Raw genomic sequence first — 24,598 nt, 5'->3', positions numbered from 1 at the left:
AACGGCGTTACGGCGGGGGCCAGGCCGGTGGTTGTCAAAGAACGTGAAGCTGTCCGCGTCTCATCACGCTTACGGCCGAGCCCGACCGGTGCCGTCCGATGTGGATTCGGGGTGCGGCCTGGGAAAACTCCCTGCAGACTCGCAACCGTCGGAGCAGGGAGGTGACCCCGGTGATCCCGCATCACACGCTGACCGGACCGGAAGACGCACCGGTGCTGGTGCTCGGGAACGCGCTCGGCACGAGCACCGACCTGTGGCGCGACTTCTCGCTCCCGTTCCGGCTCCTGCGCTTCGACCACCGAGGTCACGGTTCCAGCGCGCCGGTTCCCGGCACGTGCACGATCGAGGCGCTGGCCACGGACGTCGTGGAGCTGTTGGACCACTTGGGACTGCGCCAGGTGCACTACTGCGGTGTGTCCCTCGGCGGCATGGTGGGCATGTGGCTCGCCGCGCACACCGACCGGGTCTCCCGGCTGGCACTGGTCTGCACCACGGCCTGGTATCCGGACAAGTCCGGTTGGGACGAACGGATCAGCGCGTTGCGCTCGCGGGGGATGCCGGCGATCGCGGACGCGGTGGTGTCCCGCTGGTTCACGCCGGCGTTCTCGCCCGCGGTCGTGGCCCGGTTCCGCGCCGAGTTGCTGAACGTCGACGTCGCGTCGTACATCGCCTGTGCTGAAGCGATTCGGGACATGGACCTGCGGCCGGACCTGGAGAAGATCGACGTGCCGACCGTGGTGGTCGCGGCGGCGCAGGACCACTCGACGCCACCGGAGTGCGCGCGGCACATCGCGGACGACCTGCCGGACTCGGAGCTCTACATCGTCGGGGACGCGGCGCACCTGGCGGTCGTCGAGGCGCCGAGAACGATCTCGGTGATCCTCGACGACCACTTCGGCAACTAACCGCTGGCGCTGGCCATGAACGGCGCTTTTGTGGACCACAGGTCCACAAAAGCGCCGTTCATGGTTAGACCTTCTCCAGCGGGCGGTGCGGCTCGGCCGGCAGTTCCACCCGGATCTCGTCGCCGGGGCGCACGACCCCGCCCACCAGCACCACGGACATGATGCCCGCGCGCCGGATCAGCTCGCCGTCGGCGCCCTTGCCCACGACCTCCTTGAGCAGCCCCTTCGAGAACGCGTCGATCTGCACGCACGGATTGCGCAGGCCGGTCACCTCGACCACGGCCTCGGGCCCGAGGTGCAGCAACGTCCCGGTGGGCAGGCCGAGCAGGTCGATTCCGCGCGTCGTGACGTTCTCGCCGATCTCACCCGGCTCGACCGCGTGACCCTTGTCCCGCAACTCGTCGAACAGCTCGGCGTGCATCAGGTGCACCTGCCGCAGGTTCGGCTGCGTCGGGTCCTGTGCGACCCGGGACCGGTGCTTCACGGTGACGCCCTGGTGGACGTCGCCCTCGACGCCCAGTCCCGCGAGCAGGGTGATGCTCGAACGGGCGGGCTTGGTGAACGTGTACTCCTCGCTGCGGCTTACTGCCGTGACAACCCCCATGCCCATGATTGTGCACGATCACCTGGGGAGCGTTTCAGTGCTCCGTTCGGAGCAGTGATACCGGAAACGCGGGCTCGATCAAGATTTCCCGATCACAGCCATGTGATCCGGTCTCACCTGCGGTGATGTGATCAGCCGTGGAAACGCTCCCACGAACTTCGGGTAAGAGTCTTGACTAATGCTCACGTCAGGCTGTTGACTCCGTCACACCTCGTCGGAACCGGTACCGAAACCGGTTTCAGAGGCGGCGGAAGGAAGTTCGGCATGCGTGTCACGATCGCAGAGGTCGCCCAACGCGCCCAGGTGTCCAAAGCGACCGTGTCACGTGTGCTGAACGGTAAGCCGGACGTGGACGCCTCCACCGCGCAGCGCGTGCGCAAGGTCATCGACGAGATCGGGTACGTGCCCAGCGCACGTGCGGTCGGCCTGGCACGGGGGCGCACTCGCACGGTCGGCATGCTCGCGCCGTCGCTCACCTGGCCGTGGATGGGCGAGGTCCTGCAGGGCATCGTCGACACGCTCGAAGCCGACGGGTACGGGCTGCTGCTCTACACGATCAACCGCGGGCCGGAGTCGCTGAACCAGTTCGCGAACCACGTGTCCGCCAACGCCTTCGACGGCCTGCTCGTGGTCGAGCCGCCGGACACCCTGCACTACATCTCCACGCTCTACCGGGCGGGACTGCCGGTCGTCATGATCGACGATCGCGGCTCGCACCCGGAGTTCCCTTCGGTGACGACGACGAACCGGCAGGGAGGCGCGGACGTCGCGAGGCACCTCGTCGCGGCTGGTCGCCGCAGGTTCGCCGTCGTCACCGGACCTCCGCACTTCGGGTGCACTCAGGCGAGGCTGGACGGGTTCCGGCTCGCTTTGGCGGAAGCGGGCCTGACGCTGCACCCGGACCTCATCGTCGACGGCGACTTCACCACCGAGGGTGGTGAGGTCGCCGTCGACAAGCTCATCGCGAGCGGTGTCCCGTTCGACGCCGTGTTCGCGCACAACGACCTCTCGGCGGTCGGCGTGCTGCGGGCGCTGCGCGAGGCCGGCCGGTCCGTCCCCGAGGACGTGTCCGTGGTCGGCTTCGACGACGTCCCGGTCGCGAACCACACCGAACCGCGGCTGACGACGATCCGCCAGCCCGGCCAGGAGATGGGTGCCGCCGCCGCGCGGATGCTGCTCTCCACGCTCGAGGGGCAGCCGATGCCCGACCACCCGCTGGTGCTGCCCACCTCGTTGATCGTGCGCGAATCCGCGCCCTGACCCACCCGCTCCACCACAACTGAAACGAACCCGCCAGGCTTTCGCACGCGGCCTGGCGGAGTTCGCCGTACGCATGAGAGAGCGCTCTCATGCATCGTCGTATCGGGAGATTCCCCCATGCGCAGAACAATCATCGTCGCGCTGGCACTGGCGCTCGCGGCGACCGGTTGCTCCTCCGGCGGTGCTACCAAGGCCTCCGGAGTGTTGACCGTGGGCATGCCCAACGGGCCGCTGACCGAGAACCACAACCCGTTCCTGCCCACGTCGGCGGCGGGTTCGCTCGGCTACCGCTACCAGATCTACGAGCCGCTGGCGTTCGTGAACAACACGCGCCCGGCCCAGGAACCGGTGCCGTGGCTCGCGACGAAGTGGGACTGGACGGACAACTACAAGAAGGTCACCTTCACGATCCGGGAGAACGTGAAGTGGTCCGACGGCAAGCCGCTCACGGCCGCTGACGTCGCCTTCTCGTACGAGATCCTGAAGAAGTGGCCGGCGCTCAACAACCGCGACTCGCTCAAGGTCGAGACCGCGACGGCGACGCCGGACGGCAAGGTCGAGGTCACGTTCGCCTCGCCGCAGTTCGTGAACCGCAACAAGGTCATCAGCGCGATGGTGGTTCCGCAGCACGTCTGGAGCACCGTCCCGGACCCGACGACCTACACGAACCCGAACCCCGTCGGCACGGGTCCGTACCAGCTGAAGTCGTTCACCTCGCAGACCGTCACGATCGCGCGGCGCACCGAGTACTGGCAGGAACTGCCCAAGGTGCCGGAGATCCAGTACACCTCGTACAACGACAACACGGCGCAGACCACCGCGCTGGCGTCGGGCGCGAGCCAGTGGTCGTACGTCTTCATCCCGGACTACCAGAAGCTCTACGTCGACAAGGACCCCGCGAACCACAAGCTGTGGTTCCCCGCGGGGCTCGGCATCCACGGCCTGTGGCTCAACACCACGGTCGCGCCGTTCGACAACCCGGCCCTGCGCGCGGCGATGAGCGACGTGATCGACCGCGAGACGATCTTCGTCCGCGGTGAGGCCCGCCTGTTCCCGAAGCTCGAGTCGCCCACCGGCATGCCGTTGCCCGCCGGTGACTCGTTCCTCGCACCCGAGTACAAGGACGCGCGGTTCAAGGTCGACGTCGACAAGGCCAAGCAGAAGCTGACCGCCGCGGGGTTCACCGTGGACGGTGGGGTGCTCAAGGCGCCCGGTGGCAAGCCGGTGACGATCGAGCTGACCAACCCGTCCGGCTGGTCCGACTACCTGACGGTGCTCGACATCATCAAGAGCGACCTGAAGAAGATCGGCATCGAGGCGACCGTGCGCACGCAGACCGCGGACGCGTGGACGACCGACTTCGCGAACGGCGCGTTCCAGGGCTCGTTGCGCTGGACCAACACCGGCGCGACGCCGTACGAGATGTACCAGAACATCATGGACGGCGCGGAGATCAAGCCGGTCGGGCAGACCGCGGCGGTGAACTTCGGCCGTTACAACAGCCCCGAGGCGACCGCGGCGCTGGCCGAGTACGCGAACGCGGCGGACGACGCGACGCGGGCGAAGAGCCTCGCGGTGCTGCAGAAGATCATGGTGGAGCAGGTGCCGATGATCCCGACCTCGGCGGGCCCGATCGGTGCTGAGTACAGCACGAAGAGCTGGGTCGGCTGGCCGTCCGACGAGGACCCGTACGGTCCGCCGCAGGCGACCCTGCCGAACGCCCTGCAGATCGTCATGAAGCTGAAGCCCGCGGGTAGCTGATGAACGAGGTTGCGCTGGAAGCAAAGGGTCTGGTCAAGACCTACAAGCGCGTGCGCGCGGTGCAGGACGTCTCCATCGTCCTGCGCCGCGGGCGCGTGACCGCCCTCGTCGGTGAATCCGGTTCGGGCAAGTCGACGGTGGCGAAGCTGCTGGCGCGGCTGGTGACACCCACCTCCGGCGAGATCCTGCTGGACGGCGAGAAGGTGCGCAGGGTCCGGGAGTACCGGCGCAAGGTCCAGATGGTGTTCCAGGACCCCTTCGCATCGCTCAACCCGATCCACACGATCCGCTACCACCTGACCCGGCCGCTGAAGATCCATCAACGGCAGGAGACGGTGGAGGAGCTGTTGGAACGGGTGAACCTGCCCGCCGACTTCGCCTCGCGGTTCCCGTACGAGCTGTCGGGCGGGCAGCGGCAGCGCGTGGCGATCGCGCGAGCGCTGGCGGCACACCCCGAGGTGCTGCTGGCCGACGAGCCGGTGTCCATGTTGGACGTCTCCATCCGGCTCGGCGTGCTGAACCTGTTGCTGGACCTGAAGGAACGGCTCAAGCTCGCGGTCCTCTACATCACGCACGACATCGCGTCGGCGCGCTACTTCGCGGACGAGACGTTCGTGATGTACGGCGGGCAGATCGTCGAGGGCGGCGACAGCGAGTCCGTGACGCAGCGGCCGGCGCACCCGTACACGCAGCTGCTGATCGAGTCCGCACCCGATCCGGAACGGTCGGTGGTCGCGCTGGACGCCCCGCTGGAGGAGGTCGCGGCGGTGTCCACCGGCTGCCAGTTCGCGCCGCGCTGCCCGAAGGTGCAGCAGCGGTGCTGGACCGAGGCGCCCCCGCGCACCGAGGTCGACTCCTCCGGGCACTGGGCGGCGTGCTGGTTGTACGTGGAGGCGGCGGCATGACGTTCCTGGTGCGCCGAGCACTGTTCTACCTGGTCACGTTGTGGGCGGCGATCACGGCGAACTTCCTGCTGCCGCGCCTGCTGCCGGGCGACCCGGTGCAGGCGATGATCACCAAGCTCGGCGGCCGGCTGAACAGCGATGCGATGGCCTCGCTGTACATCCTGTTCGGGCTGGACGACAAGAAGTCGATCTGGGAACAGTACGTCGACTACTGGGGTTCGCTGCTGCGCGGTGACCTCGGGCTGTCGTTCACGTTCTTCCCGACCCCGGTCGCCGACGTGCTGTCGCAGTCGTTGCCGTGGACCCTCGGACTGGTCGGCGTCACCACGGTCATCGCGTTCCTGCTGGGCACCCTGATGGGCGTCTACGCGGGGTGGAAGCGCGGTTCGTGGCTGGACTCGCTGATCCCGGTGACCACGTTCCTGTCGTCGATCCCGTACTTCTGGCTCGGGCTGATCGCGATCTCGGTGTTCTCCGTGACGTGGCCGCTGTTCCCGGCGTCCGGCGGGTACGCGGCCGGGCTGGTGCCGGAGTGGTCCGGTGAGTTCGTCGGCAGCGTCCTGGAGCACGCCGTGCTGCCCGGCATCACGATCGTGGTGAGCTCGGTGGCCGGCTGGATCCTGGGCATGCGCAACATGATGGTGACCGTCGCGGCCGAGGACTACGTGCTGGTCGCACGGGCCAAGGGCCTGTCGCAGCGGCGGATCATGTTCGCCTACGCCGCGCGCAACGCCGTGCTGCCGTCGATCTCCGGTTTCGCGCTGTCGCTGGGCTTCATCGTCGGCGGCGCGCTGCTGGTGGAGATGGTGTTCTCCTATCCCGGCCTGGGCTACGTGCTGTTCCAGGGCATCGGCGCGAAGGACTACCCGTTGATGCAGGGCGTGTTCCTGGTGATCACACTGGCGGTGCTGGTGGCGAACCTGCTCGCGGACGTCGGCTACCTGCTGCTCGACCCGCGCACCCGGCGGGAGGGGTGAAGCCGCGATGAACTTCAAGACTCGGTTGGGCCTGGGCATCCTGGCCTTCTTCGCGCTGATCGCGGTGATCGGCGACTGGATCGCACCGTACGACCCGTCCGCGATGGGCGACGACCTGCTGTCGCCGCCCTCGGGCGCGCACTGGTTCGGCACGACCATGACCGGGCAGGACATCTTCTCCCAGGTGCTCGTCGGCACCAGGGGAGTGATGATCGTCGGGCTGGTCTGCGGCGTGCTCGCGACGGTGTTGTCCATTGTGGTCGGAGTGACCGCCGGGTTCCTGGGCGGCGCGGCCGACGAGGCGTTGTCGATGCTGTCCAACGTCTTCCTGGTGATCCCGGCGCTGCCGCTGATCATCATCGTGGCCTCGATGCTGCCGTCCGCGGACACCGTGCTGATCGCTGCGGTGATCTCGCTGACCGCGTGGGCGTGGGGCGCTCGGGTGCTGCGCGCGCAAACGATGTCGTTGCGCCGCCGCGACTTCGTGGAGGCCGCGCGGGCGTCCGGTGAGTCGACCTGGCGCATCATCGTGTTCGAGGTGCTGCCGAACCTGATGGCGGTGATCGCGTCCGGGTTCGTCGGCACGGTGATCTTCGCCGTCATGCTGCAGATCACCCTGTCGTTCGTCGGCGTCGTGTCGCTGTCGACCTGGAACTGGGGCACGATCCTGTTCTGGGCGCAGAGCAACCAGGCGCTCGGCCAGGGCGCGTGGTGGTGGTTCGTCCCCGCCGGGCTGTGCATCGCCTTGCTGGGCACCGCACTTGCTTTGATCAACTTCGGGATCGACGAGTACGCGAATCCCCGGCTGCGGAAGGTGCGCGCATGAGCCCGGTGCTGGAGATCCGCGATCTCTCGGTGGACTACGGTTCGTTGCGAGCCGTGCACAACGTTTCGCTGTCCCTTGGTGCCGGGGAAGTACTCGGGCTGGCCGGGGAGAGCGGCAGCGGGAAGTCCACTTTGGCCTATGCGGCGACTCGGTTGCTGCAGACGCCAGGACGGGTGCCGTCCGGGGAGGTGCTGTTCAAGGGGCAGGATCTGCTGGGTCTTTCGGAGAAGCAGCTGCGGGTGTTGCGGTGGAACGAGATCGCGATCGTGTTCCAGGGCGCGATGAACGCCCTGAACCCGGTGATCTCGGTCGGCACGCAGATCGACGACGTGCTGCGCACGCACCGGCCTTCGATGACCCGTGCCGAGCGGACGGCGCGCGGCCGCGAGCTGTTGTCGCTGGTGGGGATTCCGGTCGACCGGTTGTCGGCGTACCCGCACCAGCTGTCCGGTGGCATGCGGCAGCGGGTGATGATCGCGATGGCGCTGGCGCTGGAACCCGAGATCGTGATCATGGACGAGCCGACCACCGCGCTGGATGTGGTGGTGCAGCGGCAGATCCTCGGGCAGATGATGAGGCTGCGCGAGACTCTCGGGTTCTCCGTCATCTTCATCACGCACGACATCTCGTTGCTGGTCGAGTTCTCCGACCGGATCGCGATCATGTACGGCGGGCGGGTGGTGGAGGAGGCTCCGGCCGCCGAGATCTACCGCGCGGCCAAGCACCCGTACAGCCAGGGCCTGTTGTCGTCGTTCCCGGCGTTGCGCGGGCCTCGCCGGGAGCTGCGCGGCATCCCCGGCTCGCCTCCTGACCTGCGGTCCATGCCGTCCGGGTGCCCGTTCCACCCGCGCTGTCCGTCGGCGATGGACGTCTGCGGGGAGCGGATGCCGTCGCTGGAGCCGATCGAGGAGCGTCGTCTCGTGGCGTGCTGGTTGGAGGGTGTGCGTGTCTGAGGTGACCGCCGGGCTGCCGGCCGACTTCTTCTGGGGTGTCGCCACTTCGGCGTACCAGATCGAGGGCGCGCACGACGAGGACGGCAGGACTCCGTCCATCTGGGACACGTTCGCCCGCCGTCCTGGTGCCGTCGCGAACGGTGAGAACGGCGACGTGGCCTGCGATCACTACCACCGCATGCCCGCGGACGTCGCGTTGATCGCGAGCCTGGGCGTGGACAAGTACCGCTTCTCCGTGTCGTGGCCGCGGGTGCAGCCGGGTGGGCGCGGGCCGGTGAACCCCAAGGGGATCGACTTCTACTCCCGGCTCGTCGACGAGCTGCTGGAGCAGGGGGTTGATCCGTGGTTGACGCTCTACCACTGGGACCTGCCGCAGGAGCTGGAGGACGCGGGCGGGTGGCCGCACCGCGACACCGCCCACCGGTTCGCCGAGTACGCGGGGCTGGTGCACGACGCGCTGGGTGACCGGGTGCCCACCTGGACGACGCTGAACGAGCCGTGGTGCTCGGCGATGCTCGGGTACGACACCGGGCGGCATGCTCCTGGTCGCCGGGACTTCGACGAGGCGATGCGGGCCGTGCACCACCTGTTGCTGGGGCACGGGCTCGCTGTTCGGGAACTGCGGTCGCGTGGGGCGGGATCGTCGGGGATCACCTTGAACATGGGGGTCCACACACCTGCTTCCGATGATCCTCGTGATGTGGACGCGGCTCGGCGGGCTGACGGGCTGGGCACGCGGATCTACCTGGATCCGTTGGTGCACGGGCGATATCCGGAGGACGTTCTCGCCGACATCGCTGCTCGTGGGGCGTCGATTCCGGTTCAGCCCGGTGATTTGGAGATCATCTCCGCGCCGTTGGACGTGCTGGGGGTGAACTACTACACGTCGCATGTTCTGAAGGCGGCTGACGACCCGGCCGTGCCCGAGGTCGTGTCGCAGGGAGCGCCGGTCACCGCCATGGGGTGGGAGATCGTGCCTGAGGGGCTCACCTCGTTGCTGGTGCGGTTGCAGCAGGACTACGGGGTGCCGATGGTGATCACCGAGAACGGGGCGGCGTTCGACGACCTGGACGTGTCGGACGGGTACGTCGCTGATGCCGACCGGGTCGAGTACCTGGCGGCGCACATCTCGGCGGTGGCCGCCGCGGTCCGGGACGGGGCGGATGTGCGCGGGTATCTCGCCTGGTCCCTGATGGACAACTTCGAGTGGGGGTACGGGTACGCCAAGCGGTTCGGGATCGTGCGGGTCGACTACGAGACCCAGGTGCGGACGGTCAAGCAGAGCGGGCGGTGGTACCGGGACCTGATCACCGGGTCGCGAGGAACAACAGCGCGGCCGTGACGGCCTCGACCCAGAAGTAGAACCAGACCGGGTAGAACGCGGTGCCCGAGTCACCGAGCCGCGACAGCAGCCGCCCGAGAGCCATGCCGGCCAGCGCCGCCGCGACCGTGACGACCGCGCCCGTGCGAATGCCGCCGACGTCGAACGCGGCCGCGGTCAGCACGGCGGCGATCGCGATGCCGAAGCCGCCGTAGACCGCACGGATCTCCGACCGGCTCTCCGGCGCGTCCACGACGATGCGGAACGGCCTGGCGAGCGCGGCGGGGGCGGCGAGCGCGTACCCGCCCATGCCGAGGAAGAACACCCCGGCGAGGACGATGATCGTGGTTTGCACGCGTGACATCATCGGCGGGGTGGACCAGGCACCGCTTCCGGAAACGTGCTGCGCGCGGGCACGGGCGACGATCTGGCTCTGGCCGGGCCAGGCCGCCTACCTGGGGCCTTCGCTCCAGCTGGACCCGCATTCCGGCGCCGTGCACTGCTTCGTGCTGGGTGTCGACGGCCCGTTCACGCTGCGCACGGCCACCGGTGAACGACGGGTCCGCAGCGCCCTCGTCCCGGCGCGGACCCGGCACCAGGTCGTCTCGGAGGGCGGCCGCATGCTGTTCCGCTACCTGGACCCCGGCCTCACGGACGACCGGATCCGCTTCGCGCTCACCACTCTGCTGGCCGACCCCGGCCTCAGTGCGCCGCAGGTCGCGGCCGAGATCAACCTGTCGACGTCGCGGTTCCTGCACCTCTTCTCGGCCAACGCGGGCACGACGTTCCGCCGCTACCGGCTGTGGGCGCGGATGCTGCGGGTCGCGGCGGCGGTGGGCGAAGGCGCGGACCTGACCACCGCGTCCGCCGCGGCGGGGTTCGCCTCGCCCAGCCACTTCAGCGACACCTTCCACGACATGTTCGGGCTGACCGCGAGCGCGTTGCTCGCCCAGGACGCTCGTGTGGTCGTGCTCGACGACGAGTCGAACGGCGCTCCAGCGGTGTAGATCACGTCCGAAAGCACTAGCTAAGGTATGCCTTAGTTAAGTTAGGGTTACTTTACGCTGCCTGGGAGTGCCTGGAGAGGATCGCGATGGAACCGGTGTTAGACCTGGCCGGAATCGGCTTCGGGCCGTCCAACCTCGCTCTCGCGATCGCGGTGGAGGAGCACGCGCTGCCCGTCCGGGCGCGGTTCTTCGAGAGGCAGGCGCGGTTCGGGTGGCATCGGGGGATGTTGCTCGAGGACGCGACCATGCAGGTGTCGTTCCTCAAGGATCTTGTCACGCTGCGCAACCCGACCAGCACGTTCAGCTTCCTGTGCTATTTGCGGGACCGCGGGCGGTTGATCGACTTCGTCAACCACAAGAACCTGTTCCCGCTGCGCAAGGAGTTCCACGACTACTTCGAGTGGGCTGCCGAGCGGGTTGCCCACCACGTGTCGTACGGGGTGCCGGTCAGTCAGGTCAGGGCTGATGGTGACGGGTTCGAGATCGTGGCGGGGGAGGAGTCGGTCCGGGCTCGCAACCTGGTGCTGGCCACCGGGCTGGAGGCGAACCTGCCGGAGGGGATCGAGGCGGGCGAGCGGATCTGGCACAACAAGGACCTGCTGACGAGGGTCGAGGGGTTGCGGGACCCGCGGCACGTCGTGGTGGTGGGGGCAGGGCAGAGCGCGGCGGAGGCGGTGGCGTTCTTCCACGACCGGTTCCCCGAGGCCGAGGTGCACGGGGTCTTCGCGCGGTACGGGTACAGCCCGGCTGACGACAGCCCGTTCGCGAACCGGATCTTCGATCCCGCGGCGGTGGATGATTTTTACGCCGCACCGGAGGACGTCAAGCGGAAGCTGATGGGTTACCACGCCAACACGAACTACGGGGTGGTGGACCAGGACCTGATCGAGGAGCTGTACCGGCGGGTCTACCGGGAGAAGGTGGTGGGGCGGCAGCGCTTGTCGCTGCACAACACCTCGCGGCTCACGGAGGTGAACCCGGACGGCAAGTGCGTGATCGAGTCGCTGGCCGATGGTGGGCAGCTGCCGGTGGATGCCGATGTGATCGTGTACGCGACCGGGTATCGGCCGGCGAATCCGGTGGGGTTGCTCGGTGAGGTGGCGGACGCGTGTGAGCGGGACGAGCGCGGGCGGTTGAAGGTCACGCGGGACTACCGCGTGGTCACGAGCAAGGACGTCCCGGGCGGGATCTACCTGCAGGGCGGCACCGAGCACACGCACGGCATCACGTCGTCGCTGTTGTCGAACACGGCGGTGCGGGTGGGGGAGATTCTCGAGTCGATCCTGCGGCGGCCGGTGGTGGGGGCCGAGCCGGTGCCGGCGCTTCAGGCAGTCAAGCAGTGGTGAGGAAGGGATTGTCATGACCAACCCGTTCGAGGACCCGCAGGGCCGCTTCTTCGTGCTGGTCAACGGGGAACAGCAGCACTCGCTGTGGCCGACCTTCGCGGAGGTGCCCGCCGGGTGGAGCAAGGTGTTCGGCGAGGAGAGCCGCGAGGCCTGCCTGGCTTACGTGGAGGAGAACTGGACGGACCTGCGTCCGGCGTCTATCCGTTGAGGTAGTCCGCGAAGGTTCGGTGGCCTACTGCGCGGGTGGGGGTCAGGTTCCCGCCCGCGCGGTAGGCGCGGTAGGTGGCTCCCGGGACCTTCAGGGTGAGGAGTTTGCGGGCCTTTCCCGTTGCGGTCAGGTAGGTCCGGGCGAAGGTGGTGGCTTCCTGGATTTCTGGGCCGCCCAGTTCCGGGGCGGTGCCAGAAGGTGCCGACTGGGCCAGGGTCGCCAGTTCCAGGGCCACCTCGGCTTCGTCGATCGGCTGGAACGCGAAGCCGGGGACGGGCATCAGCGGCAGCTTCGAGAGGTTGTCGAACATCCTGCGCAGCAACGAGTGGAACTGGGTGGCGCGCAGGATCGTGTACGGCACACCGGAATCCGCGATCAACCGTTCGGCGGCGTGCTTCTGCTTGTAGTACGGGAGCGGGACCTTGTCGCAGCCGACGATCGAGATGTAGACCAGGTACGCGGGTCGGGCGGCCAGCACCGCGCGGGTCATGGCGACCTCGTGCCGGAACGACGTTGCGCAGTGCACGATCACGTCCGCGCGCAGCGCGCTCAAGCCGGTGCCGCGCAACAGGTCTGTGCCGGTCGAGCGGGAAACCGGCTTGGCACCGGGGAGTGCGGCTACCACGTGTTTGCCGAGGGCGCCGGTGCCGCCGGTGACTACGAAGGTCATGCCCCCACCCTCAGACGGTGGTAGTAGGCGAGCACGACGGTGCCGGAGACCGCGGCGATCGCGCTGATGATCAGGCCGGCCTGGTTCAGGCCGCTCATGCCGGTGCCCTCGCCGAGGAGTTTGATGCCGATCCAGGCGGCGACGATCGGGTTGACGACGGTCTGGCCCGCCACGACCAGGTCGGGTGGGCCCGCGGCGTAGCCGAGCTGGATGAACCAGGCGCCGGTGAGGAACGCGGTGACCAGGCCGATCAGGGACACCCACTCGATCACGGGCAGGGCTGTGGTGACGTCTCGGACGAGGACGGCCACCAGGCCGTAGAGGATGCCGGCGCCCACCGCCAATGCCAGTGAGCGGACCGCGCCGGTGGTGAACGTCGCCGCCACCGTGCAGACCAGGACGCCCGCGACGACCAGTTGGCCCGCTTGGAGAGCCACTTTCGGTGAGACGTCGGTCGGTACGGCCTCGCCCGCGGTGATGGACACGAAGACGACGATTCCGGCGGTGGCGACCAGTACCGCGATCGCCAGGAGGCTGGTCACGCGGCGCGCCTTGGCCACGGCGATGATCGGGATGGCGAGTGCGTTCAAGGGTGCGACCACCGAGACCGGGGCCAGCGCCAGGGCGATGATCTGCAGGATCGCGCAGGCGACGAGGATCAGGAAGCCGTAGACCCAGCGGCGGGACGACAGCAGGCGGTGGGCCGAGGTCAGCTTCAGATCGGGCAGTTCCCGGATGCCGGCGTGTTGCCACATCGCGCCGAGTGCGCTGCACGCGGCGGCGAGCGCCGCGCACAGAATCGCGATCCCGACCACGTGGTCAATGCTACCTCTCCACTGCTATGGTTCATTACATGAGTAATGAACCAAGGAAGTAGCGATGTTCGACGACCGGAGCCCGATCTACCGCCAGATCGCCGACCGGATCAAGGCGGATGTGCTCAGCGGAGCGTTGAAGGCGGACGAGCAGGTCATGTCGACCAACCAGTACGCCGCGTACTACCGGATCAACCCGGCGACGGCGGCGAAGGCCTTCGCGCAGCTCGTGGACGAGCAGGTGCTCTACAAGAAGAGGGGGATCGGGATGTTCGTGAGCACGCAGGCTCGCGACATGCTGCGGGCGCAGGGCAGGGAGACGTTCTTCGGCGAGGTCGTGGACCCGATGGTCGCGGAGGCGCGCGCCATCGGCATTCCGCTCGCGGAGGTCATCCGCCGCATCGAGCAGCACGACAAGGGGGACGTGTGATGCGTGTCGAGGTGCAGGGCCTGACGGTGCGGTACGGGGACGTGACCGCTGTCGACGACATGAGCTTCGCGTTGTCCGGCAACAAGGTCTACGGGCTGCTCGGCCGCAACGGGTCCGGCAAGACCAGCCTGATGTCCGCGCTGGCCGGCTATCGCAAGCCGATCGGCTCGGTGCTGCTCGACGGCGCGCCGGTCTTCGAGAACGCCGCCGCGATGCGCCAGGTGTGCCTGGTGCGCCACACGGCCGACGCCGCGGACAAGGGCGACAAGGTGTCGCACGTCCTCGAGTGCGGGGCAGCGTGGCGGGACACCTGGGACAACGACTACGCGCTCAAGCTGACCGACCTGTTCGGGATTTCGTTCAAGAGCAAGGTGGGCGCGTTGTCGCTGGGGCAGCGATCCGCTCTGGGCGTGGTCGTCGGGCTCGCCAGCCGGTCGCCGCTGACGATGCTCGACGAGTCGCACCTCGGGATGGACACGCCCACCCGGTACGCGTTCTACGACGCGCTGCTCAACGACTTCATGGCCCACCCGCGCACGATCATCATCTCGACCCACCTCATCGAGGAGCTCGCCTCGTTGCTGGAGGAGGTCGTGATCATCGACCGCGGACGCCTTGTGCTGCAAGAAGAAGTCGACGTGCTGCGGGCGCGCGGCACGGAGGTCACCGGAAACGCCTCGGACGTCGACGAGTTCACCCTCGGGCTGACCGTGTTTGGCGAGAAGTCGCTGGGACGCACCAAGTCCGCGATGGTCTACGGCGCTCTCGACGACTCGCGGCTGGTCCGGGCGCGTCAGCTCGGGCTGGAGCTCGGGCCGATCGCGTTGCAGGACCTGTTCGTCCACCTCACCGAACCGGTCGGAGACAAGCTGTGAAGATCTTCCGGCACCTGACCGTGACGCTGGTGACGTACGGGGCGATCGTGGCCGCCTGCGTCTTCCTGCTGACGCTCGCCGTCTCGTTCGTGATCTCGAGGCTCGGCCACATCGCGTTCAGCGGGTGGATGCTCGTCACCGTGCAGATCGCACGCTGGTTCGTGCTCTGGGTGGGGGTGTACACCATCCACAACATGTTGCCGATCGCGATCGCGCACGGTCGCACGCGCCGTGAGTTCCTCGGCGCGGCGACCGGTTTCAGCGCGGTCTTCGCCCTCGCGATGTCGTTGCTGGTGTGGCTCGGGTTCCTCGTCGAGGACGTCGTCTACGACCTGATGGGCTGGCGGACCACGCCGCACGGATCGCCGCTCGGGTACGTGCTGATGTTCGCGGTGTGGTGCGGGGTCGGCATGTTCGTGACCGCGGCGTTCGACCGGTGGGGTTATGCCGGGGTCTTCACCCTGCCCGTCGGTCTGGCGTTGGTGGCCGTGCCGGGGGTCACCATGCCCGGCACCGACGACCTGCCTTTCTTCCGGGACGCCCCGGAATGGCTCGGCAACGGCTGGCACGTGGTGTCGCTGTTCGCGTGGATGGTCACCATGGCCGTCACGTGGGCGGTCGCGCGGACCATGCCGGTTCGCGTGCGGACGTGACGGTCACCCGGCGCCGAGTTCGGCGGCGCGGTGGCGTTCCATCAGCCTGACCACGTCGGCGGTCGGCGGGTGGGTGATCGCGGCACCGGCCGAACGCAGAACCTCCAGCGACTCGGTGAGGTGCGCGTGCACGAACTGCCTGAGCGCGTCCGGGCTGGTCGACGCGAGCTCGATCTCGGCATCCGTCGGCATGCCCGGCATGTCGTGGCCCGCGTGGTTGTTCACGTACGGCGCGTCGAGCAGTTTCCGCAACGCGGTGAGCTCGGTCCTGCGGTTCTCGACCAGTGAACTGTTTCCGTCGAGCTCGACCAGTTTCAACGCCTGTTCGTCGGTCGCGATCGCCAGCTCGACGAACGCGCGTTCCGTTGCGCCGTAACCACTCGCGGCGGACGTGACAGGCGGGGGAGGTGGGGGTTCCTGCTGGCAGGCCGCGAGAAGGCCTGCCAGCAGGACCGCGATCAGCCGTGGTTGCCGGCGTGATCGCATTTCATCACCACGTTGATGCAGTTGCGGACGCGGCGTTCCATCTCGGCGCGCGGCCACACGTTGAAGAAGTCACCGTGCATCGTCTGTCCGGTGCCCGACGCCAGGCGCAGCCCGGCCGTGCTGCCGTTGACCGGATACCGCAGGACCATCCTCAGCTTCGGCACGGGAACCGGGTGCGAGGACGGGCATCCGCCGGCCACGGGGTAGGACATGTGCGACTTGTGGTCGGCCGAGTCGAGGTTGCGGCCGTCCCAGCACTGCGGGAAGTCCAGGTAGGTCTCCAGCATCGTGCCCGCCGGGCACTCCACGAAGTTCTTGGACGGGTTGACGTGCCCGGCGTGCAGGCACGACCAGCGCGCGATGCTGTCGTTGTCGCCGGTGGCCTTGGCGTTGCCGGCCACGATCTTGAGCCCGTACGGCGTCGGCTGGATCGCCGCCGGGTTGTTCACGCCCTCGCCCAGGTAGTAGAAGGTGACCCCGCTCGGGGCGATCGCGGTGTTGTCCCGGTACATGGTCGGCACCCAGTACGACGAGATGTCCGCGACCGGGTTGCAGTTGCCGGTCTGTCCTTCCAGGGACTGCGGGGTGGTCGAGCGCGCGGTCGTCGAGTGGTTGCCGAAGAAGTCGTGCGAGTGCGAGGCACCGGCCAGGTTCGGCAGGACGATCGGGTCGTCCGGCAGGCGGTGGCTGATGGGACACTCCGCGAGGAACTCGGCGACCCGTACCGGTTCTCCTTGCGCCGCAACCGGAATGCTCAGTGCGGCGGCTATCAGTCCAACGATGGCGGCTAAGTGCAGAACAGGCTTCCTCATTGAAGCTTTCCTCTCCGCAGCAGGATTGGGAGAGCGCTCTCACGCAGATTCGAGCATGGCGCAGGCCGCAACAGGTCGTCAATCCGCAAGAAACGTTCAGAAGTCCCGGTTTTCTGGACATGGTGCCCGACCACGTCAGGGTGTTCCAGTGAGAGAGACCTTCGCGGGCGGTGAGACGTCGAACGCCTCGGTGACCGCCTCGATCTCGATCTGCGCGGTCTCCCCGGCCGCCAGCGGGATCGCGGGCACGAAGTACGCGTCGTTCGCCGTGCCGCCGAGGAAGATCCGTTCGGTCCCGGTCCACTTGTGGACCCGGTACTGCCGGACCGCGCCGGGCGAGCGCGTCCAGGTGAGCCGTGCCGACACCGTCGTGGCGTTGGTGCGGCTCACCTGCTCCACCTGGACGTTCGACGGTGCCGCCGGTGGCGTCAGGACCGGGTTCGTGACACCGATCCGGCCGATCAGCGCGGTGATCGCGGCACCGGGCAGCACCCGCAGCGAGATCTCGGTGAGGGTCGACCCGGAGTGCTCGCCGAGCGGGAACACGCTGCGCCGCCACGCCCCGGACACCCCGCCGAGGTCGAGAACCTTCTCCACCGCCCCGAACCGCAGCACCGCCTGCAGCCGTGACGGACCGGTGCCGGTGCGGTGCACGATCTCGAACTGGCTGTCGCCGGTCAGCTTCAGCGACGTCGCGAACAGCTTGACGTCGTTGGAGGACAGGGGAGTGCCGGTGATCTTGAGCGCGGTGCCGCCGTCGTACGGGTCGTCCCAGTCGAGCGACGGGGTCACCTTCGTGCCCGTGCCGGTGACGCTCCACCGCCAGGTCGGCAGCACGTCCTGCAACGACAGGTTGTTCCACGCCTGGGACGACCGCAGGATGCCGTTGACCGCGAACTTCCTGCCGTGGCCGGTGTTGAAGTTCGTCACGAACGGCAGCGAGGTGATGGGCGTGAGCTCGGTGACGTAGTGCGCGACGCCCTTCCAGTTCGCCGTCGTCGTGGTGTTCGCCGGGTCACCGTTGGGGCCCACCCAGAACCTGTTGTCCCTGGCGTAGAAGTCGGCCGGGCTCGACGCGGACTTGAACGTCCACTCCGGACGGTAGAAGCCGAGCGAGGTCGTGTGCGGCTTGCCCTCGGGGAACACCGAGGCCCAGCCGACGCTGGTGTTGTAGCCGTTCGCCTCGACGTCCACACCGGACGCCAGGTCGTACGGGCTGCGACCCATCTGTTTCGCGAGTGCGGCCGAGTTCGCCAGACCCTGCGTGCTCCACCAGAAGTTGAGGAACATCTCGTCGGACTGCGCGAAGAACATCTGGTTCCGCGCGGTCAGGGCGTTCTGCCACGACACGCTGCCGGAGTCGGTCATGGCGTCGTACCAGATGACCCGCAGCCCGCTCCTGCGCAGGTAGACGATGAAGTCGCGCATGTCGGCGGCGAGCTGGGTGTTGCCGCCGGCGGTCTCCTGGTTGAGGAACCAGCCGTCGAACCCGTAGTGGCGCGCGACCTGGATCATCTTGTCCGCCACGGGGAACCTGTCGCCCTCCCGCTTGACGAAGTCGCGGACCCACTGGATCTGGCCGCCGTACGCGGTGGGCGGGAGGAAGACGTTGCCGATCACGCGCACACCGTTGCGGTGCGCGGCGTCGGTGACGGTCGGGTTCGGCGCGAGGATCAGGCCCTCGGACGCGGAACCGCCCCAGAACACCAGTTCGTCGATGTACTGCCAGTAGTTCGTGGCGTAGTAGTTCATGTCGAGCGAGCCCTGCGCCGGGTTGTTGCTCGTCGGCGCGTACGCCACCAGCGCCTGCACCCGCGCCTCGCCGGCGTGGGCGTGCGCGTTGGCCGGTCTGGCCGGGACGACCCGCTTCGCCAGCGGCACGGTGCCGCGGTTGTACCGGGCGTCCCGGTCCGTCGACGGGTCCCAGTCGAGGATCGTGGCCGGATGCCAGTAGGACGCGTACGGCTGGGCGATCGCCTCAGCGGACGCGGGAGTCTCGGACAGCAGACTGGTGAGAGCCGCGGTCGAGCTCAGAACGAGGAACTGTCTCCGAGTGGGCACGTCGATCACCTTCGTGCGCCGTCTGATTGGCCGCATACCGCCGCTGCGGTGACTGAACCGGACGACAACGTCCCGGTCGGCTGCGTTGGGTAACCGGCGCCAGGGCGATGACTTTCTGTCGAACGGCGTCGAAACGTCCAGGCAACCATCCGAGTGGCCGAACCCTCGCGGGGCTACTGGGCGGTAGCGTGACTCTCGCCGTCGCTTTTGGTTCCCCTGCAACCAATTGAGGTGTACATCGTCGTGCGCATCAAACCTGTGCTTGCGGCGCTAGTTCTGGCGCTGATCCCGGCCACCACCCCCGCCGTCGCCACCGCGGCGGCCAACCCCTACGAACGCGGCCCGGCACCCACGGCCGCATCTGTCGAGGCCTCGCGCGGCACCTTCGCCGTGACGCAGGCCACCGTCGCCCGTCAGTCGGACTTCGGCGGCGGCACGGTCTACACCCCGACCAGTGATCTCACGTTCGGCGCTGTCGCCATCTCACCGGGCTTCACCGCCACGCAGTCGTCCGTCGCGCACTTCGGTCCGCGGCTGGCGTCCTACGGGTTCGTGGTGATCACCATCAACACCCTGTCCGGCTGGGACGACCCGGACAGCCGGGGCCGCCAGCTGCTCGCGGCCCTCGACTACGTGGTCCGCACCAGCCCCAGCGTCGACGCCTCGCGCCTCGCCGTGATGGGCCACTCGATGGGCGGTGGCGGAGCGTTGCGCGCCGCCGCGACACGTCCCGCCCTGCAGGCCTCGATTCCGATGGCCGGCTGGCACACCACCAAGAGCTGGCCGGGCGTCAAGGTGCCCACCATGCTGCTCGGTGGCCAGAACGACCCCACCGCCCCCGACGCACAGCACTCGGTGCCGTTCTACAACTCGATCACGGCGGCACCCGACAAGGCGTTCCTCGAACTGCGCGGCGGCGACCACTCGACGCCCCGCAGTGACAACGTGACGGTCCGCAAGTACACGTTGTCGTGGCTCAAGAGGTTCGTCGACGACGACCTGCGTTACGACCAGTTCCTGTGTCCTGCCCCGGCGCCGAACACGCTCATCTCGGAGTATCGCGACACCTGTCCGCACGCCTGACCGTTGACGGGTGCTGTGCCTGCTCGCGACGGCCTGGCACAGCACCTACGACTCTCTGGTGAACGGGCGGGGCAAGCCCTCCGGCAGTTCCAGCGGGACCGTGTAGAAGCGGACCTCGTGCCCGTCCGGATCGTGCACCCCGACCAGCACCCAGCCGACCGGCGTCCTGATGACGCCGTCGTGCTCGACACCGCGCTCGGTGAGATGCGCCGCGAGTGCCTCGATGGCCTCCTGGCCCGGCACGCCGATGGAGAAGTAGTCGAACCCCGCCGACGCGGCCGCCCGATCGGGGTCGAGCCGCAGCGCGAGCGGCGGTCCGCCGCGGGCGTGATCCAGGGACACCCCCATCCGCACACCCTGCTCGACGAAGTTCACCATCAGCTCGTAGCCGAGGTTCGTCGTGTACCAGTCCAGGGACTTGTCCAGGTCGGACACGGGCAGCTTCAGGTGGTGGATGCCGTCCAGCAGCGGTGCGCTCATGATCGTTACCCCTTGGTTGCAGTGAGACTGCATTTATGCAGTTAGACTGCAACATGTGACAGAGGACGTCAACAGGGATTTGCGGGCGGCGCGCCGGGCGGACACCGAGGTCCGGATCATCGAGGCGGCGACCGAGCTGTTCATCGAACGCGGCTACGTCGCCACGACGCTCGCCGACGTCGCCAAGCGGGCCAGTGTGGGGGCTCGCACGGTGTACGTCCGGTTTGACTCGAAAGCCGTGCTGCTGCAACGGTGCCTCGACGTGGCGATCGCGGGGGACCATCATCGCGTGGCCGTGCCGGACCGGGACTGGTTCCAGAAGGCGATGAACGCACCGACGGCCGCGGAACGCATCGCGCGGATGGCGGAGATCAGCGGACAGCTGATGGGGCGCACCGGGCCGTTGCTGAAGGTGTCACAGCAGGCGGAGGCGCTCGAACCCGAGATCGCCGACCGTGCCCAGGCGGGCCGCGAGATGACGCATCAGGCCATCGGCGGCTTCTTCCGGAAGCTGGCCGCCGATGGCCTGATGCCGAACGAGAACGTGGACTGGGTCGCGGAGACCGGTGCGGTGCTCGGTCAGGCCGAGACCTACCTGCTGCTCACCAAGACCACGGGGTGGAGCGTCGAGGCCTACGAGTCGTGGCTGGCCGAGACCTGGACACGACTCGTAGGAGGCACTCACTCGTAGGCGATCGCGTCCAGCACGTTCAGCCGGGCCGCCCGGATCGCGGGCAGGATCGCCGCGATCACACCGACGAACGCGGCCACCACCAGGTACTGGACCATGGTGACCCAGGGGAACCCGATCTCCGAGATGCCCTGGTCCTTCAACGCCTGCACGGTCGCGAGTCCCAGCGCCACGCCGACCGCGAGGCCGAGCACCGCGCCGAACACCGAGATCACCACCGACTCGACGGTGATCATCCGCATCACCTGGGACCGCCGCATGCCGATGGCCCGCAGCAGACCGAGCTCACGGGTCCGCTCGATCACCGACAGCGCCAGGGTGTTGATGACGCCGAGCACCGCGATCAGGATCGCCAGCGCCAGCAGGATCTGGATCATCAGCAGGACCGTGTCGAACTGCGAGGTCGTCTGCTTCACGAACGCGCTGCGGTCCTGCACGGTGATCTCGGGGTTGTCCGCGAACAACGGCTCGATGCGCTTCTGCACGTCCGCGGCCGACGTCCCCTGCTTCACCTGGAGGAACGCCTGGCCGATCTGGTCGGAGCGGAAGTCCTTGCTCGCCGACTCCGGCAGCACGAGCGCGCCCTGCAACACCTGCGTCTTGGCCCAGATGAACGCGACGGTGAACGTCTTCGGCTCGCTCGCCTTGGCCATCTGCAGCGACACCTTGGAGCCGACCGACCAGCCCTTCTCCGCGGCCTGGCCCTCGGACAGCGCCAGCTGGTCGTCCCGCAGCGGAGCGATCTCACCGGAGAACGGCTTGAGGCCGAACATCTGCTTCATCGCCGGCACGTCGGTGACCCCGACCGCGAACAACTGGTCCTCGCCGGAGAGCACGCCGTCGGACGCCCAGCCGAACGTCGAGCTCACACCGTCGGTCTGCTCGACCTTCGTCAGGACGTCCCGCTTGAACGTCGCCGGCTGACCCTCCATCTGGCCCTCGCCGGAGATGATCAGGTCGGTCTGGATCTGCCCGGCGGCGAGCTTCTCGATCGACTTGGTCGCCGACGTCAGCACCACGCTCACGCCGGTGATCAGCGAGATGCCGACCATCAGCGCGGCCGCGGTGATCGCGGTCCGGCGCGGGTTGCGCGCGGAGTTGCGGCGGCCCAGCAGGCCTGGCATCGACCACGACAGCAGGCGGCCGATCAGCGACACCATCGGCTTGGACAGCAACGGCGTCAGCAACGCGACACCGACGAACGCCACCAGGATGCCGCCGAAGATCAACGGCAGCGACGCCTGCTTGAACCCGAAGCCGAGGCTCGTGCCGCCCAGTGCGATGACGACGGCGCCGAAGATCGTGATCTTCGTGAGCGGGCGGTCCGGCGTCGCCGCCTCCCGCATCGCCGCGACCGGCGCGATCCGCGACGCCCGCAGCGCCGGCAGGACGGCCGCGACGACGGTGACGATCATGCCCACCGCGAACGACGAGATGATCGCCGACAGCGGCACGCCGATGCCCGCCAGGTGCAGGTTGCCGCCGCCGAGCGAGCTGAAGATGTTGGCCAGCAACGCCCCGACGCCGATGCCCGCCCCGAGGCCGACGATCGACGCGATCAGGCCGATCACCAACGCCTCCAGCACCACGGACCCGATGACCTGGCCGCGCGAGGCGCCCATCGACCGCAGCAGCGCGAGCTCACGGGTGCGCTGGGCGACGATGATGGAGAACGTGTTGAGGATGATGAAGATGCCGACGAACAACGCGATGCCGGCGAACCCGAGCAGCACGTAGTTGAAGAACTTCAGGCCCTCGTTGATCTGGTCGGCCTGTTCCTTCGCCAGCACGGCACCGGTCTTCACGTCGTAACCGGAACCGAGCTTGGCCGCGACGGCGTCGCGCAACGCGTCGTCCGTCGTGCCCTGAGCCGCCGTCACGGTGATCGACGAGTAGGCGTCCTTCTTGCCCAGCAACAACTGTTGTGCGACCGGCTCGGTGAACGCCACCGACAGCTCGCCGCCCAGCGAGTCGCGGCCGCCCGCGTACTCGTAGATGCCGGTGATCTTGAAGGTCTTCTTGGGCTCCAGCGTGAGCAGCCCGATCTCGTCGCCCACCTTGAAGCCACCGGTCGACGCGAGATAGCCGCCCACGACGACCTCGTCGTCGGCCTGCGGCGCGCGGCCGTCCCGGATCTTCTCCAGGCCGTTGCCCGTCCAGTTGGAGCCGAACCGCGGCGACCCGGACGTGGTCATGACCTTGCCGTTCTTGCCGATCGGCCGCGCGGAACCCTGCACGTCGCCGACGGCGGACGCCACGCCCGGCACCGACTTCACGTCGGAGATCGCCTGGGGCGTCAGCAGTTCCGGCGCCTTGCCCTTCTCCGTCTTCGGCGACACCGAAACGTCCACATTGGCGAAAGCCGACGAGAACAGGTCGGTGAACGACCGCTGCAGCGTGTCGGTCAGCACGAACGAACCGGACACGAACATCACGCCCAGCACCACCGCGAGCGCGGACAGCACCAGGCGGAGCTTGCGTGACAGCAAGCTCTTGAGAGTCGCCTTAAACATGCGGCACCACGACGTCGTCAAGGTGCTTCATGGTCTCCAGGACCTCTTCGGACGACGGCGACAGCAGCTCGCGGACGATCAGGCCGTCCTTGAGGAAGATGACGCGGTCGGCGTACGAAGCGGCGTTCGGGTCGTGCGTGACCATCACGACCGTCTGCCCGAACTCGCGGGCGGACCGCTGCAGGAACCCGAGCACCTCGGCACCGGACTGCGAGTCCAGGTTGCCGGTCGGCTCGTCCGCGAACACGACGTCCGGGCGCGACACCAACGCACGCGCACACGCCACGCGCTGCTGCTGGCCACCCGAGAGCTGCGTCGGCCGGTGGGTCAGCCTGTCCCTCAGACCCACCGTGTCGACGACGACGTCGAACCACGCCCTGTCGACCTTCTTGCCGCCGATCGCCAGCGGCAGCGTGATGTTCTCCTCCGCGGTCAGCGTCGGCAGCAGGTTGAACTGCTGGAAGATGAAGCCGACCTGGTCGCGGCGCAGCTCGGTGAGCCCGCGGTCCTTCAGCCCGGTGACCTTGGTGTCACCGATCCACACCTCACCGCTCGTGACGTCGTCCAGCCCCGCGAGGCAGTGCATCAACGTCGACTTGCCCGACCCCGACGGGCCCATGATCGCGGTGAACCTGGACTTCTCCAGGTCGACGCTCACCCCCGCGAGCGCGGTCACGGCGGCATCGCCGGACCCGTAAGACTTCCACACGTCAACGGCTCTGGCCGCGACTCCATCGGACGCGCTCACTTGCAGTCCCCTCCTGTGGGTCATCGTGCGCACCATCTTCGGCGACACGGACACACCGAAGGGTCAGGTTCTTCACTGAGATAGACCCTGAGATTAACCCCGGTGCCCCCGCTCCGAGCCGCCACGCTGAGAGAACTCTCAGCTGCGCCGCGTACGCGCGACGGTGCGTTGGAGGAAACGTTATTTCATTGCTGCCACTGAGTCTTCA

General features: G+C 68.0%; 26 protein-coding genes. 16 read left to right on the top strand and 10 right to left on the bottom strand.

Annotated elements, in window-relative coordinates; translation table 11 throughout:
- Window positions 1-170: 170 nt before the first annotated feature.
- Window positions 171-905, top strand: a complete 735-nt coding sequence (locus B0F77_RS42190; RefSeq protein ID WP_086668759.1) for an alpha/beta fold hydrolase — start codon at window positions 171-173, stop codon at window positions 903-905.
- Window positions 906-969: 64 nt separating this feature from the next.
- On the opposite strand, the gene B0F77_RS42185 is transcribed toward B0F77_RS42190, so the two are convergent.
- On the bottom strand, window positions 970-1,509 hold the full coding sequence (locus B0F77_RS42185; RefSeq protein WP_211294302.1) for an MOSC domain-containing protein: 540 nt from the start codon (window positions 1,507-1,509) through the stop codon (window positions 970-972).
- Between the two features lie 264 nt (window positions 1,510-1,773).
- Between B0F77_RS42185 and B0F77_RS42180 the strand changes: the two genes are divergently transcribed.
- The 7 genes from B0F77_RS42180 to B0F77_RS42150 all read left to right on the top strand — a co-directional run bounded on the left by B0F77_RS42180 (window position 1,774) and on the right by B0F77_RS42150 (window position 9,533).
- Complete coding sequence (locus B0F77_RS42180; protein WP_086668684.1) at window positions 1,774-2,769, top strand: LacI family DNA-binding transcriptional regulator; 996 nt, start codon at window positions 1,774-1,776, stop codon at window positions 2,767-2,769.
- Between the two features lie 117 nt (window positions 2,770-2,886).
- The gene (locus B0F77_RS42175; protein ID WP_086668683.1) at window positions 2,887-4,530 is read left to right on the top strand and encodes an ABC transporter substrate-binding protein; all 1,644 of its coding nucleotides are present in this window, start codon (window positions 2,887-2,889) and stop codon (window positions 4,528-4,530) included.
- The gene (locus B0F77_RS51015) at window positions 4,530-5,435 is read left to right on the top strand and encodes an ABC transporter ATP-binding protein (protein WP_086668682.1); all 906 of its coding nucleotides are present in this window, start codon (window positions 4,530-4,532) and stop codon (window positions 5,433-5,435) included. The genes B0F77_RS42175 and B0F77_RS51015 overlap by 1 nt, the downstream gene beginning before the upstream one ends.
- Complete coding sequence (locus B0F77_RS42165) at window positions 5,432-6,412, top strand: ABC transporter permease (RefSeq protein ID WP_086668681.1); 981 nt, start codon at window positions 5,432-5,434, stop codon at window positions 6,410-6,412. The genes B0F77_RS51015 and B0F77_RS42165 overlap by 4 nt, the downstream gene beginning before the upstream one ends.
- Window positions 6,413-6,419: 7 nt before the next feature.
- Entirely contained in the window at window positions 6,420-7,238 is an 819-nt protein-coding gene (locus tag B0F77_RS42160; protein WP_086668680.1) for an ABC transporter permease, read from the top strand.
- Window positions 7,235-8,191 carry an ABC transporter ATP-binding protein gene (locus B0F77_RS42155; protein WP_086668679.1) on the top strand — a complete coding sequence of 319 codons (957 nt, stop codon included), beginning with the start codon at window positions 7,235-7,237 and terminating at the stop codon, window positions 8,189-8,191. Before B0F77_RS42160 ends, B0F77_RS42155 begins: the two co-directional genes overlap by 4 nt.
- Window positions 8,184-9,533: a GH1 family beta-glucosidase gene (locus tag B0F77_RS42150; protein WP_245849364.1), complete on the top strand. Its 1,350-nt coding sequence runs from the start codon at window positions 8,184-8,186 to the stop codon at window positions 9,531-9,533. Before B0F77_RS42155 ends, B0F77_RS42150 begins: the two co-directional genes overlap by 8 nt.
- Here the strand turns inward: B0F77_RS42150 and B0F77_RS42145 are convergent.
- Window positions 9,499-9,876: a DUF4345 family protein gene (locus tag B0F77_RS42145; RefSeq protein ID WP_425435808.1), complete on the bottom strand. Its 378-nt coding sequence runs from the start codon at window positions 9,874-9,876 to the stop codon at window positions 9,499-9,501. The two genes, B0F77_RS42150 and B0F77_RS42145, sit on opposite strands and share 35 nt — an antisense overlap.
- Between B0F77_RS42145 and B0F77_RS42140 the strand changes: the two genes are divergently transcribed.
- From B0F77_RS42140 to B0F77_RS42130, 3 genes are all read left to right on the top strand, one after another.
- On the top strand, window positions 9,857-10,519 hold the full coding sequence (locus tag B0F77_RS42140) for a helix-turn-helix domain-containing protein (RefSeq protein ID WP_245849362.1): 663 nt from the start codon (window positions 9,857-9,859) through the stop codon (window positions 10,517-10,519). The genes B0F77_RS42145 and B0F77_RS42140 overlap by 20 nt on opposite strands.
- 86 nt (window positions 10,520-10,605) lie before the next feature.
- Window positions 10,606-11,865 carry a lysine N(6)-hydroxylase/L-ornithine N(5)-oxygenase family protein gene (locus tag B0F77_RS42135; protein ID WP_086668676.1) on the top strand — a complete coding sequence of 420 codons (1,260 nt, stop codon included), beginning with the start codon at window positions 10,606-10,608 and terminating at the stop codon, window positions 11,863-11,865.
- A 13-nt stretch (window positions 11,866-11,878) separates the two neighbouring features.
- On the top strand, window positions 11,879-12,073 hold the full coding sequence (locus B0F77_RS42130; protein ID WP_086668675.1) for an MbtH family protein: 195 nt from the start codon (window positions 11,879-11,881) through the stop codon (window positions 12,071-12,073).
- Here B0F77_RS42130 and B0F77_RS42125 read toward each other — a convergent pair.
- Entirely contained in the window at window positions 12,063-12,743 is a 681-nt protein-coding gene (locus B0F77_RS42125) for an SDR family oxidoreductase (protein WP_086668674.1), read from the bottom strand. The genes B0F77_RS42130 and B0F77_RS42125 overlap by 11 nt on opposite strands.
- Window positions 12,740-13,558 carry a DMT family protein gene (locus B0F77_RS42120; protein WP_086668673.1) on the bottom strand — a complete coding sequence of 273 codons (819 nt, stop codon included), beginning with the start codon at window positions 13,556-13,558 and terminating at the stop codon, window positions 12,740-12,742. The genes B0F77_RS42125 and B0F77_RS42120 overlap by 4 nt, the downstream gene beginning before the upstream one ends.
- A gap of 64 nt (window positions 13,559-13,622) precedes the next feature.
- On the opposite strand from B0F77_RS42120, the gene B0F77_RS42115 reads away from it, so the two are divergent.
- From B0F77_RS42115 to B0F77_RS42105, 3 genes are read left to right on the top strand one after another with little or no spacing between them, the layout of a single operon-like run.
- The gene (locus B0F77_RS42115) at window positions 13,623-13,988 is read left to right on the top strand and encodes a GntR family transcriptional regulator (RefSeq protein WP_086668672.1); all 366 of its coding nucleotides are present in this window, start codon (window positions 13,623-13,625) and stop codon (window positions 13,986-13,988) included.
- Window positions 13,988-14,863, top strand: a complete 876-nt coding sequence (locus tag B0F77_RS42110; RefSeq protein ID WP_086668671.1) for an ATP-binding cassette domain-containing protein — start codon at window positions 13,988-13,990, stop codon at window positions 14,861-14,863. Before B0F77_RS42115 ends, B0F77_RS42110 begins: the two co-directional genes overlap by 1 nt.
- Window positions 14,860-15,516, top strand: coding sequence for a hypothetical protein (locus tag B0F77_RS42105; RefSeq protein ID WP_086668670.1), 657 nt, complete (start codon window positions 14,860-14,862; stop codon window positions 15,514-15,516). The genes B0F77_RS42110 and B0F77_RS42105 overlap by 4 nt, the downstream gene beginning before the upstream one ends.
- 3 nt (window positions 15,517-15,519) lie before the next feature.
- Here the strand turns inward: B0F77_RS42105 and B0F77_RS42100 are convergent, their stop codons facing one another.
- The 3 genes from B0F77_RS42100 to B0F77_RS42090 form a co-directional block, all read right to left on the bottom strand.
- Complete coding sequence (locus B0F77_RS42100; protein WP_086668669.1) at window positions 15,520-16,002, bottom strand: hypothetical protein; 483 nt, start codon at window positions 16,000-16,002, stop codon at window positions 15,520-15,522.
- Window positions 15,975-16,814, bottom strand: coding sequence for a DUF1996 domain-containing protein (locus B0F77_RS42095; RefSeq protein ID WP_086668668.1), 840 nt, complete (start codon window positions 16,812-16,814; stop codon window positions 15,975-15,977). Before B0F77_RS42095 ends, B0F77_RS42100 begins: the two co-directional genes overlap by 28 nt.
- Window positions 16,815-16,949: 135 nt before the next feature.
- Window positions 16,950-18,875: an endo-beta-N-acetylglucosaminidase gene (locus tag B0F77_RS42090; protein ID WP_158102979.1), complete on the bottom strand. Its 1,926-nt coding sequence runs from the start codon at window positions 18,873-18,875 to the stop codon at window positions 16,950-16,952.
- A 243-nt stretch (window positions 18,876-19,118) separates the two neighbouring features.
- Here B0F77_RS42090 and B0F77_RS42085 point away from each other — a divergent pair, with 243 nt between their 5' ends.
- Complete coding sequence (locus B0F77_RS42085) at window positions 19,119-19,958, top strand: dienelactone hydrolase family protein (protein ID WP_245849361.1); 840 nt, start codon at window positions 19,119-19,121, stop codon at window positions 19,956-19,958.
- Between the two features lie 45 nt (window positions 19,959-20,003).
- On the opposite strand, the gene B0F77_RS42080 is transcribed toward B0F77_RS42085, so the two are convergent.
- Window positions 20,004-20,438: a VOC family protein gene (locus tag B0F77_RS42080; RefSeq protein WP_086668665.1), complete on the bottom strand. Its 435-nt coding sequence runs from the start codon at window positions 20,436-20,438 to the stop codon at window positions 20,004-20,006.
- A 55-nt stretch (window positions 20,439-20,493) separates the two neighbouring features.
- Between B0F77_RS42080 and B0F77_RS42075 the strand changes: the two genes are divergently transcribed.
- Window positions 20,494-21,129 (top strand): TetR/AcrR family transcriptional regulator, encoded by a 636-nt coding sequence (locus B0F77_RS42075; protein WP_158102978.1) that lies wholly within the window; start codon window positions 20,494-20,496, stop codon window positions 21,127-21,129.
- Here B0F77_RS42075 and B0F77_RS42070 read toward each other — a convergent pair.
- The gene (locus B0F77_RS42070; protein ID WP_086668663.1) at window positions 21,120-23,642 is read right to left on the bottom strand and encodes an ABC transporter permease; all 2,523 of its coding nucleotides are present in this window, start codon (window positions 23,640-23,642) and stop codon (window positions 21,120-21,122) included. The genes B0F77_RS42075 and B0F77_RS42070 overlap by 10 nt on opposite strands.
- Window positions 23,635-24,390, bottom strand: a complete 756-nt coding sequence (locus B0F77_RS42065) for an ABC transporter ATP-binding protein (protein WP_425435807.1) — start codon at window positions 24,388-24,390, stop codon at window positions 23,635-23,637. Before B0F77_RS42065 ends, B0F77_RS42070 begins: the two co-directional genes overlap by 8 nt.
- Between the last annotated feature and the right edge of the window lie 208 nt (window positions 24,391-24,598).

It is taken from the genome of Lentzea kentuckyensis (genome assembly GCF_002150765.1).
In the GTDB taxonomy this organism is placed as follows: Bacteria; Actinomycetota; Actinomycetes; order Mycobacteriales; family Pseudonocardiaceae; genus Lentzea; species Lentzea kentuckyensis.
Note: the sequence above shows the minus strand (reverse complement) of the source record. Positions and strands in the feature narration are given on the sequence as shown.